Source organism: Micromonospora sp. BL4 (genome assembly GCF_003667505.1).
GTDB lineage: Bacteria > Actinomycetota > Actinomycetes > Mycobacteriales > Micromonosporaceae > Micromonospora.
The window spans coordinates 34,328-48,042 of the sequence record NZ_RCVJ01000123.1 but is presented as its reverse complement, the minus strand read 5'-3'; the positions used below and the strand labels follow the sequence as shown (position 1 = coordinate 48,042).

Annotated in this window: 14 protein-coding genes and 1 riboswitch; of the genes, 2 read left to right on the top strand and 12 right to left on the bottom strand. The window is 71.7% G+C overall.

Annotated features, from left to right (window positions below):
- Positions 1-326: 326 nt before the first annotated feature.
- Positions 327-527, top strand: a complete 201-nt coding sequence (locus EAD89_RS14235; RefSeq protein ID WP_007460326.1) for a DUF5999 family protein — start codon at positions 327-329, stop codon at positions 525-527.
- Between the two features lie 149 nt (positions 528-676).
- Here EAD89_RS14235 and gcvP read toward each other — a convergent pair whose 3' ends face one another.
- The 3 genes from gcvP to EAD89_RS14220 form a co-directional block, all read right to left on the bottom strand.
- Positions 677-3,499, bottom strand: a complete 2,823-nt coding sequence (gcvP, locus tag EAD89_RS14230; protein ID WP_121676023.1) for an aminomethyl-transferring glycine dehydrogenase — start codon at positions 3,497-3,499, stop codon at positions 677-679.
- A 72-nt stretch (positions 3,500-3,571) separates the two neighbouring features.
- Positions 3,572-3,670, bottom strand: a riboswitch (glycine riboswitch).
- A 64-nt stretch (positions 3,671-3,734) separates the two neighbouring features.
- Complete coding sequence (locus EAD89_RS14225) at positions 3,735-4,592, bottom strand: NAD-dependent protein deacetylase (RefSeq protein ID WP_121676022.1); 858 nt, start codon at positions 4,590-4,592, stop codon at positions 3,735-3,737.
- Positions 4,593-4,652: 60 nt separating this feature from the next.
- Complete coding sequence (locus EAD89_RS14220; protein ID WP_121676021.1) at positions 4,653-5,720, bottom strand: MerR family transcriptional regulator; 1,068 nt, start codon at positions 5,718-5,720, stop codon at positions 4,653-4,655.
- Positions 5,721-5,878: 158 nt separating this feature from the next.
- On the opposite strand from EAD89_RS14220, the gene EAD89_RS14215 reads away from it, so the two are divergent.
- Complete coding sequence (locus EAD89_RS14215; RefSeq protein ID WP_121676020.1) at positions 5,879-6,535, top strand: NAD(P)H-binding protein; 657 nt, start codon at positions 5,879-5,881, stop codon at positions 6,533-6,535.
- A 53-nt stretch (positions 6,536-6,588) separates the two neighbouring features.
- Here EAD89_RS14215 and EAD89_RS14210 read toward each other — a convergent pair whose 3' ends face one another.
- From EAD89_RS14210 to gcvH, 9 genes are all read right to left on the bottom strand, one after another.
- The gene (locus EAD89_RS14210) at positions 6,589-7,569 is read right to left on the bottom strand and encodes a cyclopropane-fatty-acyl-phospholipid synthase family protein (RefSeq protein ID WP_121676019.1); all 981 of its coding nucleotides are present in this window, start codon (positions 7,567-7,569) and stop codon (positions 6,589-6,591) included.
- Positions 7,570-7,673: 104 nt separating this feature from the next.
- On the bottom strand, positions 7,674-8,375 hold the full coding sequence (locus tag EAD89_RS14205; RefSeq protein ID WP_121676018.1) for a DivIVA domain-containing protein: 702 nt from the start codon (positions 8,373-8,375) through the stop codon (positions 7,674-7,676).
- A gap of 111 nt (positions 8,376-8,486) precedes the next feature.
- Positions 8,487-9,665 carry a globin domain-containing protein gene (locus tag EAD89_RS14200; protein ID WP_121652799.1) on the bottom strand — a complete coding sequence of 393 codons (1,179 nt, stop codon included), beginning with the start codon at positions 9,663-9,665 and terminating at the stop codon, positions 8,487-8,489.
- A gap of 2 nt (positions 9,666-9,667) precedes the next feature.
- The gene (locus tag EAD89_RS14195) at positions 9,668-10,066 is read right to left on the bottom strand and encodes a group 1 truncated hemoglobin (protein WP_121676017.1); all 399 of its coding nucleotides are present in this window, start codon (positions 10,064-10,066) and stop codon (positions 9,668-9,670) included.
- A gap of 366 nt (positions 10,067-10,432) precedes the next feature.
- Entirely contained in the window at positions 10,433-11,014 is a 582-nt protein-coding gene (locus tag EAD89_RS14190) for a MerR family transcriptional regulator (protein ID WP_121652801.1), read from the bottom strand.
- A gap of 197 nt (positions 11,015-11,211) precedes the next feature.
- The gene (locus EAD89_RS14185) at positions 11,212-11,676 is read right to left on the bottom strand and encodes a bifunctional nuclease family protein (RefSeq protein ID WP_007460347.1); all 465 of its coding nucleotides are present in this window, start codon (positions 11,674-11,676) and stop codon (positions 11,212-11,214) included.
- A gap of 184 nt (positions 11,677-11,860) precedes the next feature.
- Positions 11,861-12,562 carry a MerR family transcriptional regulator gene (locus EAD89_RS14180; RefSeq protein WP_199723286.1) on the bottom strand — a complete coding sequence of 234 codons (702 nt, stop codon included), beginning with the start codon at positions 12,560-12,562 and terminating at the stop codon, positions 11,861-11,863.
- A 50-nt stretch (positions 12,563-12,612) separates the two neighbouring features.
- Positions 12,613-13,065, bottom strand: a complete 453-nt coding sequence (locus EAD89_RS14175) for an FHA domain-containing protein (protein WP_007071101.1) — start codon at positions 13,063-13,065, stop codon at positions 12,613-12,615.
- 214 nt (positions 13,066-13,279) lie between these two features.
- Positions 13,280-13,660: a glycine cleavage system protein GcvH gene (gene gcvH, locus EAD89_RS14170; RefSeq protein WP_121652803.1), complete on the bottom strand. Its 381-nt coding sequence runs from the start codon at positions 13,658-13,660 to the stop codon at positions 13,280-13,282.
- Between the last annotated feature and the right edge of the window lie 55 nt (positions 13,661-13,715).

Below are 13,715 nucleotides of genomic sequence, written 5' to 3'. Positions count from 1 at the left end.
GCCTTATCGTCGGCAGCGTCAGATGTGTATAAGAGACAGGCGAGGAACTCCTCGGCGAGGGCGGCGGGATCGCCGCCGTCGGCGCGGCGCCACTGCAGGCGGGCGCGCTCGACGAGGGCGCCCCGGCACGCGGCCGGTGCCGCGGGCGCATCTACCAGCACCTGTGGGAGCGTTTCCACGCCGTACGGTCCAACCTTCCTCATCCGTTCAGTGGATTTCCGGTACACCGGGCGGCTACCTGCTCGATGCCGGCCACTTTCGCTTGGTACTGTGCGTCACTGGTCATGTGAACCATGACACAGTGCCCCCACAGTCCGGAGAGCCCGATGTGCCAGCACCAACCGACCTGCCCCTCCGCTGAAGCGACCGACCGGGAAGCCGCCCGGGTCCTCGCCTGCTTCCGTGAGCAGGGCTGGAGCCTGCTCTGCAACGGTGTCATCGTCTTCGAGGACACTGGTGAGCTGCTCCCCGACGGCAGCAGCATCGCCCCGCACCGCGGCCCCGCCCGCCACGCCCTCGTGGCCTGATTGACCACTCAGCGTCACCGATTCGCCGCCGCCGACCCAGGCTAGTCCCCCGGTACGGGACGTCCCCGCCCAGGTCGGCGCGGCTGCCGGGGCGGCCACACCGCCCGCCCCGGCGCCCCGCCGTCAGTCCTCGAACGCCTCCGGCGTTGTCAGTCCTCGAACGCCTCCGGCGACGGGCACGAGCAGACCAGGTTCCGGTCGCCGTACGCGCCGTCGATGCGCCGCACCGGCGGCCAGTACTTCCCGGCCCGGTCCACCCCGGCCGGGTACGCGCCCACCGACCGCGGGTACGCGTGCGGCCACTCGTCGCCGCTGACCATCGCCGCGGTGTGCGGCGCGTTGGCCAGGGGGTTGTCCCCGGCCGGCCACTGCCCCGAGGCGACCTGCTCGATCTCCGCCCGGATCGCGATCATCGCGTCGCAGAACCGGTCCAGCTCGGCCAGGTCCTCGCTCTCGGTCGGCTCCACCATCAGCGTCCCGGCCACCGGGAACGACATCGTCGGCGCGTGGAAGCCGTAGTCGATCAGCCGCTTCGCCACGTCGTCCACGCTCACCCCGGTCGCCTTGGTCAGCGGCCGCAGGTCCAGGATGCACTCGTGCGCCACCAGGCCCTTGTTGCCGGCGTACAGCACCGGGAAGTGCCCGCGCAGCCGCGCCGCCACGTAGTTCGCCGCCAGGACCGCCACCCCGGTCGCCCGGGTCAGCCCGGCCGCGCCCATCATCCGCAGGTACGCCCACGGGATCGGCAGGATTCCCGCCGACCCGTACTTCGCCGCGGAGATCGCCGGCGTGGCGTCGACGTGCGCGCCCAGCGGGTCGCCGGGCAGGAACGGCGCCAGGTGCGCCCGCACCGCCACCGGACCCACACCCGGTCCGCCACCGCCGTGCGGGATGCAGAACGTCTTGTGCAGGTTCAGGTGTGACACGTCCGCGCCGAACTTGCCCGGCTTGGCGAACCCCACCAGGGCGTTGAGGTTCGCCCCGTCGACGTACACCTGCCCGCCGGCGTCGTGGACCTTCGCGCACAGCTGCGCGATGCCCGTCTCGTACACCCCGTGCGTCGACGGGTACGTCACCATGATCGCGGCGAGCGCGTCCCGGTGCTTGGCGATCTTCGCGTCCAGGTCGACCAGGTCGACGTTGCCGTCGTCGTCGCAGGCCACCACGACCACCCGCATGCCGGCCATCACCGCCGACGCCGCGTTGGTGCCGTGCGCCGAGGACGGGATCAGGCACACGTCGCGGTGCGCCTCGCCGCGGCTGCGGTGCCACGCCCGGATGGCCAGCAGCCCGGCCAGCTCACCCTGGGAGCCGGCGTTGGGCTGCACGCTGACCGCGTCGTAGCCGGTCACCTCGGCCAGCCACGACTCCAGCTGACCGATCAGCTCCCGGTACCCGGCAGTCTGCGCGTCCGGGGCGAACGGGTGGATCTGCGCGAACTCCGCCCAGCTGACCGGCTCCATCTCGGTGGTCGCGTTGAGCTTCATCGTGCACGACCCGAGCGGGATCATGCCCCGGTCCAGGGCGTAGTCGAAGTCCGACAGCCGGCGCAGGTAGCGCAGCATCGCCGTCTCCGAGTGGTGGCTGCGGAACACCGGGTGGGTCAGAAAGTCGCCGGTGCGACGAAACGCGACCGGCAGGGCCGCGTCGACGTCGCCGTCGAAGGCGGGCACACCGAACGCCGCCCACACCGCCGCCAGGTGCTCGCCGGTGGTCGTCTCGTCGCACGAGACACCCACCCGGTCGGCGTCGACCAGCCGCAGGTTGACGCCGCGCTCGGCGGCGGCGGCCACCACCTCGGCGGCCCGCCCCGGCACGGTCGCGGTGACGGTGTCGAAGAACGCGACGTCCGCGACGTCGACGCCGCCGGCGCGCAGCCCGGCCGCGAGCCGCGCCGCCATGCCATGGGTACGCTCCGCGATGTCCCGCAGCCCGTCGGGGCCGTGGTAGACGGCGTACATGCCGGCCATCACCGCGAGCAGCACCTGCGCGGTGCAGATGTTGCTGGTGGCCTTCTCCCGCCGGATGTGCTGCTCACGGGTCTGCAACGCCAGCCGGTAGGCCGGGTTGCCGTCCGCGTCGCGCGACACTCCCACGAGGCGGCCCGGCAGCATCCGCTCCAGGCCCGAGCGCACCGCCAGGTAACCGGCGTGCGGCCCGCCGAAGCCCATGGGTACGCCGAAACGCTGGGTGGTGCCGGCGGCGATGTCCGCGCCGATCTCCCCCGGCGCGCGCAGAAGCGTCAACGCCAGCAGGTCCGCCGCGACGGTCACCAGGGCCCCGACGGCGTGCGCGGCCTCGACCAGACTCGTGTGGTCGCGTACGGCGCCGGACGCCCCCGGGTACTGCAGGTGCAGGCCGAAGAACTCACCGGGCAGCTCGTCGCGGTCGACGTCCAGGACCCGCACGTCGATGCCGAGCGGCTCGGCCCGGCTGGTGATCACCGCGATGGTCTGCGGCAGCGCGTCGGCGTCGACCACGTACACCGGGCTCTTGCTCTTCGACGCGCGGCGGGCCAGGGTCATCGCCTCCGCCGCGGCGGTGCCCTCGTCGAGCATCGACGCGTTCGCGGTCGCCAGGCCGGTCAGGTCGGTGACCATGGTCTGGAAGTTCAGCAGCGCCTCCAGCCGGCCCTGGCTGATCTCCGGCTGGTACGGCGTGTACGCCGTGTACCAGGCCGGGTCCTCCAGCACGTTGCGGCGGATCACCGCCGGAGTGTGCGTGCCGTGGTAGCCCAGGCCGATCATGGAAACGGCGACGATGTTGCGCGCCGCCAGGGCCCGCAGCTCGGCGATCGTCTCGGCCTCGGTGGCCGGGTCCGGCAGGTCCAGGGTGCCGTGCCAGCGGATCACCTCGGGGATCGCGGCGTCCATCAGCTCGTCGATCGAGCCGTGCCCGACGACCTCCAACATCCGGCGCTCGTCGTCCGGGCCGGGACCGATGTGACGGGTGGCGAACTGCTCTACGGTCATGGGGGGCGCTCCCGGGACGAGGTCGACGGATCGGCCTCCCCCTCTGTCGCACCCGCAGGGCGCTCCACAGTGCCTGCCCACGAGGTCCTTTTGCCTGAGAGGTTCCGGGGAGGATTTGCCCCTTCGGCGCCGCCCCGGCTGCTGTCGGGCGGTCTCTCCCACGTGGGTGGTACCGGCATGGTCAACGCTACCAGCGTCGGTGTTTCCGGCAGATGTCGTACCCCTTCGCCGGCGGTCACACCCCGGCCGGAGCGCCCACCGCCGCGCCGCCGGTGACCCGTTCGGCCAGCGCCGGCAGCAGCGCCCCCAGCGGCGCGTCGACGCACACCGTGGCGTACGCGTCACCCCGGGTCGGGCCCTGGTTGACGATCGCCACCGGAATGCCCCGTTTCGCGGCCCGAATCACGAACCGGCGGCCGGACATCACCGTCAACGACGACCCGAGCACCAGCACCGCCCGAGCCTGCTCCACCAGCGCGAAGCACCGCGCCACCCGCTGCGGCGGCACCGTCTCGCCGAAGAACACCACGTCCGGTTTCAACATCCCGGTGCCGCAGATCCCGCAGTCCACCGGCCGGAACGCCGCCACCTGCTCGTCGGGGAGATCCACGTCACCGTCGGGGTTGACGGCGGCGACGCGGGCCACGAAGTCGGGGTTGGCCTCGCGCAGCCGCCGGTCCACCTCCTCCCGGGACGTCAGGTTGCCGCAGTCCAGGCAGGTCACCTCGTCCAGGCGGCCGTGCAGCTCGACCACCGACCCGCTTCCCGCCGCGCCGTGCAACCCGTCGACGTTCTGGGTGATCACCGCGTCGACCAGGCCGGCGTGCTGCAGCCGCGCCACCGCCCGGTGCCCGGCGTTCGGCGCCGCCCGGGCGATCAACCGCCACCCCAGGTGGCTGCGCGCCCAGTAGCGCCGCCGTGCGAGGGGATCGCGGGTGAACGCCTGGAAGGTCATCGGCGTGTGGCGGCGGGCCACCCCGCTGGGCCCCCGGTAGTCCGGGATGCCCGACTCGGTGGACAGGCCGGCCCCGCTGAGCACCACCACCTGGCCACCGGCCACCAGCGAGGTCAACGCGTTCAGGCTCTCCGTCACCCCTTCATGCTGCCTCACCGCACCCGCCGCCGCCGAACCCCCGCAGGCCTGTGGCGCCGACTACACCGCGACGATGTCGGCGACGACGCAGGCGATGTTGTCCGGCGCCCCCGCGGCCTGAGCCAGATCGATCAAGCTCCGCACCGTGTGCTCGGGATCGGTGGCCGCGCTCAGCGTCGATCGCAGATCGGCACGGTCGACGACGGCGGACAGCCCGTCGGAGCACAGCAGGTACCGATCACCCGGCAGGGCGACCCGCAGCGCGAGATCCGCCTCGACCTGCGGGCCGGCGCCGAGGGCACGCACCAGCACAGCGCGCTGAGGATGCGCGGCGGCCTCGTCGCGGTCGAGCCTGCCCTGATCCACCTGGGCCTGCACCCACGTGTGGTCCTGGGTCAGCAGGGACAGCTCACCGTCGCGCAGCAGATACGCCCGGGTGTCGCCGACGTGCACCAGGGCCAGCTGGGAGCCGCTGCGCAGCAGCGCCGTCAGGGTGCTGACCGGCTGGTGGTCACCGGTCGCCAGCCCGCGCACGGTGCGGTCGGCGTCGGTGACCGCACCGGTGAGCATCGTCAACAGGTCGGCGGCCGGCGCGTCGGTGAGTTCCAACGGTTTGAGGGCGTCGATGACGGCGGCGCTGGCGGCGGCGCCGCCCGGTCCTCGCATGCCGTCCGCGACGGCGAGCAACCGCTCGCTGGCGTACGCGGCGTCCTCGTTGCTGTCCCGCACGAGCCCGGTGTCACAGCCGGTGGCGTAGCGCACGGCGACGGTCGGATTCGGTTGAGCCATGGTGGTGCCCCCTTCGGACAGGTGGTCCACGAGGAGGGTGGCGAGCCGGGCCCGAGCCACGGTGTCGGCGCACACCTGCCGCCAGTACGCGGTGACCGCCTCAGCCGCCGCCGCAGGCTCCAACCCACACACCACGCGGATCGTCGCCAGTGGCATGCCGATGCGACGGAGCTGGGCCACCAGCCGGGCCAACGGCAGCTGCGCCGGATCGTAGAGCCGGTATCCGGACTCGGGATCGACCGCGGCCGGCAGCAGCACCCCCACCTGGTCGTACAGGCGCAACGCCTTCGGCGTCAGTCTCGCCGCCCGGGCGAACGCCCCGATGGTCAGCAGCCCCACGTCGACATCCTCCTCGTGCCGGTCGCGGCGACCGGCACACACCAGGCTGGGGGTTACCCGAAGGTCAAGGTCAAGGGCCTCAGCGTCGAGGGGCCTCCGCGTCGAGGGGCCTCAGCCTACGAACCCGACCCGTCCGACGCCGCCGGTAGGTTGGGCGCATGCGTGTTGTCATCGCCGGAGGCCACGGCAAGATCGCCCTGCTGCTGGAGCGTCAGCTCGCCACGCGCGGCGACACCGCCGTCGGCCTGATCCGCAACCCCGAACAGGCCGACGCGCTGCGCGCCGCCGGCGCCACCCCGGTCGTCCGCGACCTGGAACGCACCGACGCCACCGGCCTCGCCGCGCACCTCGACGGTGCCGACGCGGTGATCTTCGCCGCCGGCGCAGGCCCCGGCAGCGGCGCCGCCCGCAAGGACACCGTCGACCGGGCCGCCGCCGCGCTGCTCGCCGACGCCGCCACCCACGCCGGCGTCCGCCGCTACCTGCTGGTCTCCTCCATGGGCGTGGACGCCCCGCCCGCCGCCGGCACCGACGACGTGTGGGCGGCGTACCTGCGGGCCAAACGTGCCGCCGAGGACGACCTGCGCGACCGCGACCTGGACTGGACGGTGCTGCGACCCGGCCGGCTCACCGACGACGAACCCAGCGGACGCGTCACCCTCGCCGCACACGCCGGGCGGGGCGCGGTCACCCGCGCCGACGTGGCCCTGGTGCTCGTCGCGCTGCTCGACGAACCACGCACCGCCGGCCGAACCCTGGAACTGGTCAACGGGCCGACACCGATCGCCGACGCCGTCCGTGCCAGCACCGCCTGAGCGCGGGGCGGCTCGACCCGGCACGCCCTGACCGCGTCCGGGCCGCCGTGGGGTCAGGCGCCCGGGCGGCGGGCGGCGACCAGCACGGGCCCACCGGGGACCGTCGGGAAACGCCGGACGTCGTCCAGCCCCGCGGCGGCCAGGACCTGCGCCATGCGGTCCGTGTCGTAGGTGTTGCCGCCGTTGCGGACGGCGTTCCACCGGTCGACGGCTGCCCGCAGCGGGTCACCGGCGGGCGGGTTGGTGCCCGTCACGATCCACCCACCGGGCCGCAGCGCCTCGGCCAGCCGGGGCAGAGCGGCCACCAGCGTCTCCTCGGGCAGGAACGGCGCGGGAAGCCACACGAGGTCGTACACGCCCGGCTCCGCCAGCTCGGCCACGTCCTGACGGCGCAGGCTGATCCGGTCGGCGACGTCCCGCGCCTCCACCAGCTCCCCCCGGGCGAGATCCAGCGCGCGCGGCAGAACGTCGATGCCCACCACCGACACCCCGGGCAGCTCCCGGGCCAGCGCGACGGCCAACGCGGCCACGCCCGTGCCGACGTCCAGGACACGCCCGTCCGGCGCGGCCAGGCGCTCCGCGAGCCCCGGCAACCCCGGCACCACCCGGGTGGCCAGAGCCCGGCCGGTCGCGGCCGACGCCCGGCCCTGGTTCAGCAGCACCTCATCGTCCAGCTCGGCCCAGCCACCCCCGGGCGGAGCGGACACGTCCTGCGCCGCGGCGGCGACCGCCTGCCGCAGCGAACTCAGCCGCGCTTCCACCGTGCTCCGCCCGAGCGGCCCGTCGGCGGGCACCAGCGAGGGGTGCGGAACCGGCACCGCACCGTCCCAGGACAGCAGGCCGGCGGCCTCCAACACAGCGCTGCGCTGCGGCGATGCCACGAGAACCTCGGCCAGCGGCGCCGACAGGGCGTCCCGCATCGTGCCGACCACGGCGGCCATCGCCCAGGTCGAGGCCTCCAACGCGGCCACCACGTCCCGGGCGCCAGCATGCGGAAGCGGCGGGGAGCCGGTCGGAGACGGTGATACGGACATGGGCCAACCATCGCATGCGCGGACCCGCGACCAACGGCTCACCCGACCACGTCGTGCCGGGCGTCACCCGGGTGGGGTCCGCCGCAGCGAACCCCACCCGACGGTCACCGCTGCTGCTGGTGGTGCCGCGGCAGCGCCGTCTGCCCCGCCGCGCCGACCGCGAACGACGCCCCCGGCGTCTCCTTCGCGATCCGGTCCATCGTGCGGGCCAACTGCTCGCTGCCGTCGTCGAGATGCCGCGCCGCCGCCTGCATGTGCGACACCATCATCTCGCCGAAGATCCGCAACGCCTCCCGGGTGGCCACCGTGTCGTCGAAGCTCGACCCGGCCGAGCTGCGGTAATCCGCCACCGCCCGCTCCGCCTCCTGCTTCGCCTCCTCCGCTGCCGCCTGCATGTAGCTCTCGTACTGCACCCGGGCGTACTCCGCGACCCGCCGCGCGTAGTCGTGCGCCTGCGCGATGATCTGCTCCGCCTCCCGCTGCGCTGCGGAGAGCAGATTCACCTCCTTGGCCGCCGGCACCTTCGCCGCCGCGCCCGTACTCGGGATCACGCCGTGCCGGTGCAACTCCACCCGGTCGTTGAGCCGCTCGTTCTCCGCGCGCAGGTTCGCGACCTGCGTCGCCAACAGATCCAGCTCATCGGCGACCTGCACCCGGAACCGGTCCACGTCGGCGTTGTCATAACCACGCCGACCGAACGACGCCGTGCCGAACTCCCACCGCCGGACCCGGTCCGCGGTCATCCGCACCTGCACACCGCCGGCGACCTGCACACCGTCGTACCGGCTGATCGGGGTAGCGCTCACCGGGCCCGCCCTCCGTTCGCGACTGCGGGGCTCGCAAGCTCACTCCTCGCGCTCACCACCGAGCCTGCCTTTCGTTCGCGACTGCGGGGCTCGCAAGCTCACTCCTCGCGCTCACCGAACACCTCCGGAAGTGTCACCAGCGGTCGACTGCTCCACCGCCGTACGCCAGGCCGGGCCGTACCAGTGCTTGCCCAGACCCTCGTGGTGCACCTGCTCCGAGTGGTAACCCGCCCGGACCAACGTCTGCACCGCATGCGAAACCATCTCGTCCGACCCGCACACGTACACGTGCCGCGAGCGCCAGTCACCGTCGGCCAACGCCCGGTCCACGGCGTGCACGAACTCCCCCGACCGGTTCAGGTCGGCACCCACCACGTAGGTCACCGTCAACCACGGGCACGACGACGCCAACTTGTCGATCGCGTCGCTGTCGTAGAACTCGCTACGCGAACGGGCCCCCACATACAGGTCCACCCGCCGGCGGGAACCCTCCGCGGCGACCTGCTCCACCAACGCCTTCACCGGCGCCCAGCCGGTGCCCGCCGCCAGCAGCAGCAGATCACTGGAGCCCGCCGACCACAACGACAGCCGATCCCCCACCGGCGCCGCCAGGTGGAGGCGGTCACCCACCGCCGAGCCGTACACCAGTCGCGAGGACACCGCGCCACCCGGCGCGGCCCGCACGTGCAACTCCAGGGTGCCGTCCGCGCGCGGCGCGTTCGCCGGTGAGTAGTACCGCCAGGAACGCACCGACGGATGCGACACACCGATCGACTGACCCGGAGTGAACGGCAGCAGGTACTGCGGGCGCACCGTCAGCACCGCCACGTCGAACGCCCGCCGCTCGTGCGCGACGATCTCCGCCACCCACCACGGTGGATTCACCGTCTCCGCGGCCTGCGCGGCCTCCATCATCACCTGTGCGACCAGCCCGTACGCCGCCGCCCAGTCCTGCGCCAACTCTTCGGTCCACTGCTCGGCCAGGAAGTGCTGCAACGTCGCGAGCAGCGCCTCACCGACCGCCGGGTAGTGCTCCGCGCGGACCGCGAACTTGCGGTGGTCCGCGCCGAGGTCCCGCAGGAACCCCACCAGGCGATCCACCTGGTCCACGTTGGACACGATGTGCCCGAGGGCGGTCACCAACCGGTCCCGCTGCCCGGCCATGTTCGTCGGGAACATCTGCCGCGTCTCGGGATGGGTCAGGAACAACGTCGAATAGAAATAGAGCGGCACCTGGTCGCCGTGCCCGGCGACCAGAGACCAACTCTGCTTGAGTCGAGCCGCGTCCACCGTCAGACGCCCGGACGGTTCCCGGCGGCCACGACCTGGTCCTGCACCTGCCCCAGCACCGTTTGCACGTCAGCCAGGATGTCCGCCGGCACACCCAACTCCGTCAGCGTCACAATCAGGTGCTCACCGACCTTGACGTAGTGCTCCACGGGGATGTTCAACGGCTGGTGCGCCTCGGCCAACCCGCGACCGGCGTACTCGTTCGGACCACCCAGCACCACCGTCAACATCAACGTCAGGTGCCGCCGCTGACCCGGCATGTTCACGTCAGCGAAGTAGCCCGCCAGATCCGGGTCGTCGAGCACCTTGTCGTAGAACAGTTCGACGGCCGCCTTGACCGAACTGGCGCCGCCAATGCGGTCGTAGTGCGAGGCGGGAGCGGCTTCTTCGGTAACCGTCACGGTCGTTCCTTCCAGGGTGGAGGGGTCGCGCGGGGTCGGCGCGGAGGGGCAGCGGCCCACCGGAGCGACATCGTCATGCCACGGCGACACACCGGGGACCGTGACGGACCATAGCGTGTTGGCGTTTTCCGGTCAGCGCCCCCCTATCGGATTCCCGACAACAACCGGGCACACAGCGTCACCGCAACCGGCGCAACCATCCACAATGGGCGAACACGACAGCACCCACTGTGATCAACAGTGGGTGCAGCCCGCTCAGCTATGCCAAAACGCAGCCGGCGACCTGACCGTCAGTCACCGGCCCGCCGCGAAAAACCAAACGTGAAATCCGGGCGCGTCGACAGCCCGGACGGCACCAACGACGCTTCAGCCCGCGCGCCGCCGCGCCCGCCGCGCCGCCAACTCGTCGCCCCCCGGCTCCGACCCGGACACCACCGCCGGCTCCACCGGGCCGCTCGCCGCCGGCTCCGCCGGCAGATGCGACAACGAACCCTGGATCTCCTTGAACGCGCCACCGATCGCGATCCCGAACACGCCCTGGCCACCCTGCAACAGGTCGACCACCTCCTCCGGGGACCGGCACTCGTACACCGTCGTCCCATCGGAGATCAGCGTGATGCCGGCCAGGTCCTCCACCCCGCGCGACCGCAGCGCCTCGATCGCCTTGCGGATGTTCTGCAGGGACACCCCCGCGTCCAACAACCGCTTCACGACCTTCAACACCACCAGGTCCCGGAACGAGTACAACCGCTGCGTCCCCGAACCCGAGGCGTCACGCACACTCGGCACCACCAGCGCCGTCCGCGCCCAGTAATCGAGCTGCCGGTAACTGATGCCCACCGCGTGACATGCCGTCACACCCCGGTAGCCCACCGAACCGTCACCCTCAGTCGCCACACCTGGCGACGCCAACTCCGTACCTGGATCGGGATCCCGCGGCTCGTGCATCCGGACAACCTCCCCGTCAGTGCGGTGACGCGTCGTTTCCGGGACGCGCACCCCTCGACACGGCAACCCTATCGCCGCCCTCAGGGGTTACCACGGAGAAACCGACGCGACACGCCGCGCAGCCACCGAGAAAGATCACCAGAAGCGCCGCGGATCACCCACAGTGACGCCTCGAAAAAACCGGCCAGGAGACCGACTCAGCCCGCGAAGTCCTCCGGACGCACCTGCTCCAGGAACTCGCGGAACTTCTCCACCTCGTCCTCCTGCTCATCGGGGATGACGATCCCCGCTTCGCTGAGGACCTGCTCGGCACAACGAATCGGCGCACCGACCCGCAACGCCAACGCGATCGAATCGCTCGGCCGCGCCGACACCCGCACCCCGTCGCCGATCAACAGATCAGCGTAGAAGACGTTCTCCTTGAGCTCGGTGATCTCCACCGCCTGCAAAGGCGCCTGCAACGCCGCCAACACGTCCCGCAGAAGATCATGCGTCAACGGTCGGGCCGGCTTGACCCCCTGCTGCTCATAAGCGATAGCCGTGGCCTCGACCGCGCCGATCCAGATCGGCAGATAGCGGTCCCCCTCGACCTCCCTGAGCAGGACGATCGGCTGGTTGCTGGGCAGCTCCACCCGAACTCCGACCACGCTCAGCTCGCGCACCGCCGCCTCCGTGTCGTTGTCACCTACGCCGCACCGCGCCCTTCCCTGCACGGTACACGGACCGCGACACGGCCGTCCCATGCGCTACAGCACCACGCCCGCGCCAGAAAGGGGTTACCCCGGCAAGCCTACGGCACGCTTCCCGGAAGAGATCTTTCCGCTCAGCCGCCACCCGCCGGGACCCTCACCGCCCCAATGTCGAGCGCAACCCCACCCGCACCAACGCGGCGTGCAACTGCTCCGACAACGCCACCAACTCCCGCGCCGTCTCCGCCGCCCGCGCCCGCGCCGCCGGATCACTCTGCCGCGCCAACGGCGCCACCAACTGCGCGAACAACCCGACCTCACGGTCCGCCGCCGTCCGGTACCCCCGCAGATGCCGAGGCTCCAACCCGTACGCCGCCAGGCCCGCCACCGCCGACGCGATGATCAACGCATCCGCGTCATACCACCCCGGCGGATCCGACACCAGCACACCGAGACGCTCCAACTCGGCCAACGTCGACTCGTCGATCCCGCTGCGCGCCACCAGATCAGCCCGGCCGAGCCGCACCTGCGACGACTCGGCCGGCTCCGCCGACTCCCGACCCGGCACCGCACCATCGGGCCCCACCGCGACCAACGCCGGGCGCGACCGCTCCGGCTGCTCACCGGACGAGTCCCACTCCGCCAACTGCTCACGGATCACCCGCAACGGCAGGTACCTGTCCCGCTGCGCGGTCAACACGAACCGCAACCGCGCCACATCGTCCCAGCTGTACTTCCGGTAACCCGCCGCCGTCCGCTGCGGCTCGACCAGGCCCTCGGCCTCGAGGAACCGCAGCTTCGAAATCGTCGTGTCCGGGAAATCCACCCGCAACTGACCCAGCACCTCACCGATGCTCATCAGCGGCTGGGACCGGGCCGCCCCGGGTGGCGTGGAGGCCGCAGGCTCGTTCACCCCCGGCCGGCCTCCTCCTCCGGGCGCGGACCGGCGATGAACACCACCCGGAACTTACCGATCTGAACCTCGTCACCATTGCTCAACGTGGCCGCCTCGACCCGCTCACGATTCACGTACGTGCCGTTGAGGCTGCCCACGTCCCGCACCGTGAACGTGCCACCGTCACGGTGGAACTCGGCGTGCCGACGCGACACCGTCACATCGTCGAGGAAGATGTCACTGTCCGGGTGCCGGCCACTCGTCGTCACATCGTGGTCCAACAGGAACCGGGCACCCGCATTCGGGCCGCGACGAACCACCAGCAGCGCCATACCCGGCGGCAACGAACCGGACATCCGGCTCGGCACCACATCGGTGTCCGGCCCCTCCAGCACTTCGTCGAGCGAACCGAGATTGAGCGTCGAAGTGACGTCGAGCGGGGGGAACTCGTCGTCTGGGCGCGTCATGGGACCACCTCACGGATCTGTTCGGTCGGCGTCGGGTAATGGCGGGTCTGGCCGCCGGGCACTTGAACACCCGGCGGCTGGCTCCCCGTGCCAGGGAAGGCAATTCCGCAACGCTCAACTATTGGGTTCTCGGTCGACTGGGCGAGCCTAGCCAGCGCCGAAATGCAGGGCAACCGGACGCGCGCAGACATCCCACGCACCGGATCAAGCACACTCAGCCTTCGGTGATCTGGCGGTACGCGTCCGCCGTCAGCAACCCGTCGACCGCGGTCGGATCATTCGGGGTGATCTCCACCAACCAACCCGCGCCGTACGGCTCCGTGTTGATCAGCTCAGGCGTGTCACCCAGCGCCTCATTGCGCGCCGCCACCGTACCGGCCACCGGCGCGTAGATCTCCGACACGCTCTTGGTCGACTCGATCTCACCCAACGAGTCACCGACCGCCACCGCCGCGCCCGCCTCGGGCAGCTGCACGTACACGATGTCACCCAACGCGTCCTGCGCGAAGTGCGTGATGCCGACCCGGACCGAACCGGTGCCGTCACCCGCCACCCACTCGTGCTCGGCGGTGTATCGCAGATCCTCGGGAATCACCAGATGCGTCCTTCATCCATCGGTGCCCCGGACCACCCGGGCCCGGCGCGGCCGC

Excerpts from the sequence above, each read along its gene's own strand:
- EAD89_RS14235 (WP_007460326.1), top strand. The coding sequence starts at position 327 with ATGTGCCAGCACCAACCGACCTGCCCCTCCGCTGAAGCGACCGACCGG.
- gcvP (WP_121676023.1), bottom strand. The coding sequence starts at position 3,499 with ATGACCGTAGAGCAGTTCGCCACCCGTCACATCGGTCCCGGCCCGGAC.
- EAD89_RS14215 (WP_121676020.1), top strand. The coding sequence starts at position 5,879 with ATGCGTGTTGTCATCGCCGGAGGCCACGGCAAGATCGCCCTGCTGCTG.
- EAD89_RS14210 (WP_121676019.1), bottom strand. The coding sequence starts at position 7,569 with ATGTCCGTATCACCGTCTCCGACCGGCTCCCCGCCGCTTCCGCATGCT.
- EAD89_RS14190 (WP_121652801.1), bottom strand. The coding sequence starts at position 11,014 with ATGCACGAGCCGCGGGATCCCGATCCAGGTACGGAGTTGGCGTCGCCA.
- EAD89_RS14180 (WP_199723286.1), bottom strand. The coding sequence starts at position 12,562 with ATGAGCATCGGTGAGGTGCTGGGTCAGTTGCGGGTGGATTTCCCGGAC.
- EAD89_RS14175 (WP_007071101.1), bottom strand. The coding sequence starts at position 13,065 with ATGACGCGCCCAGACGACGAGTTCCCCCCGCTCGACGTCACTTCGACG.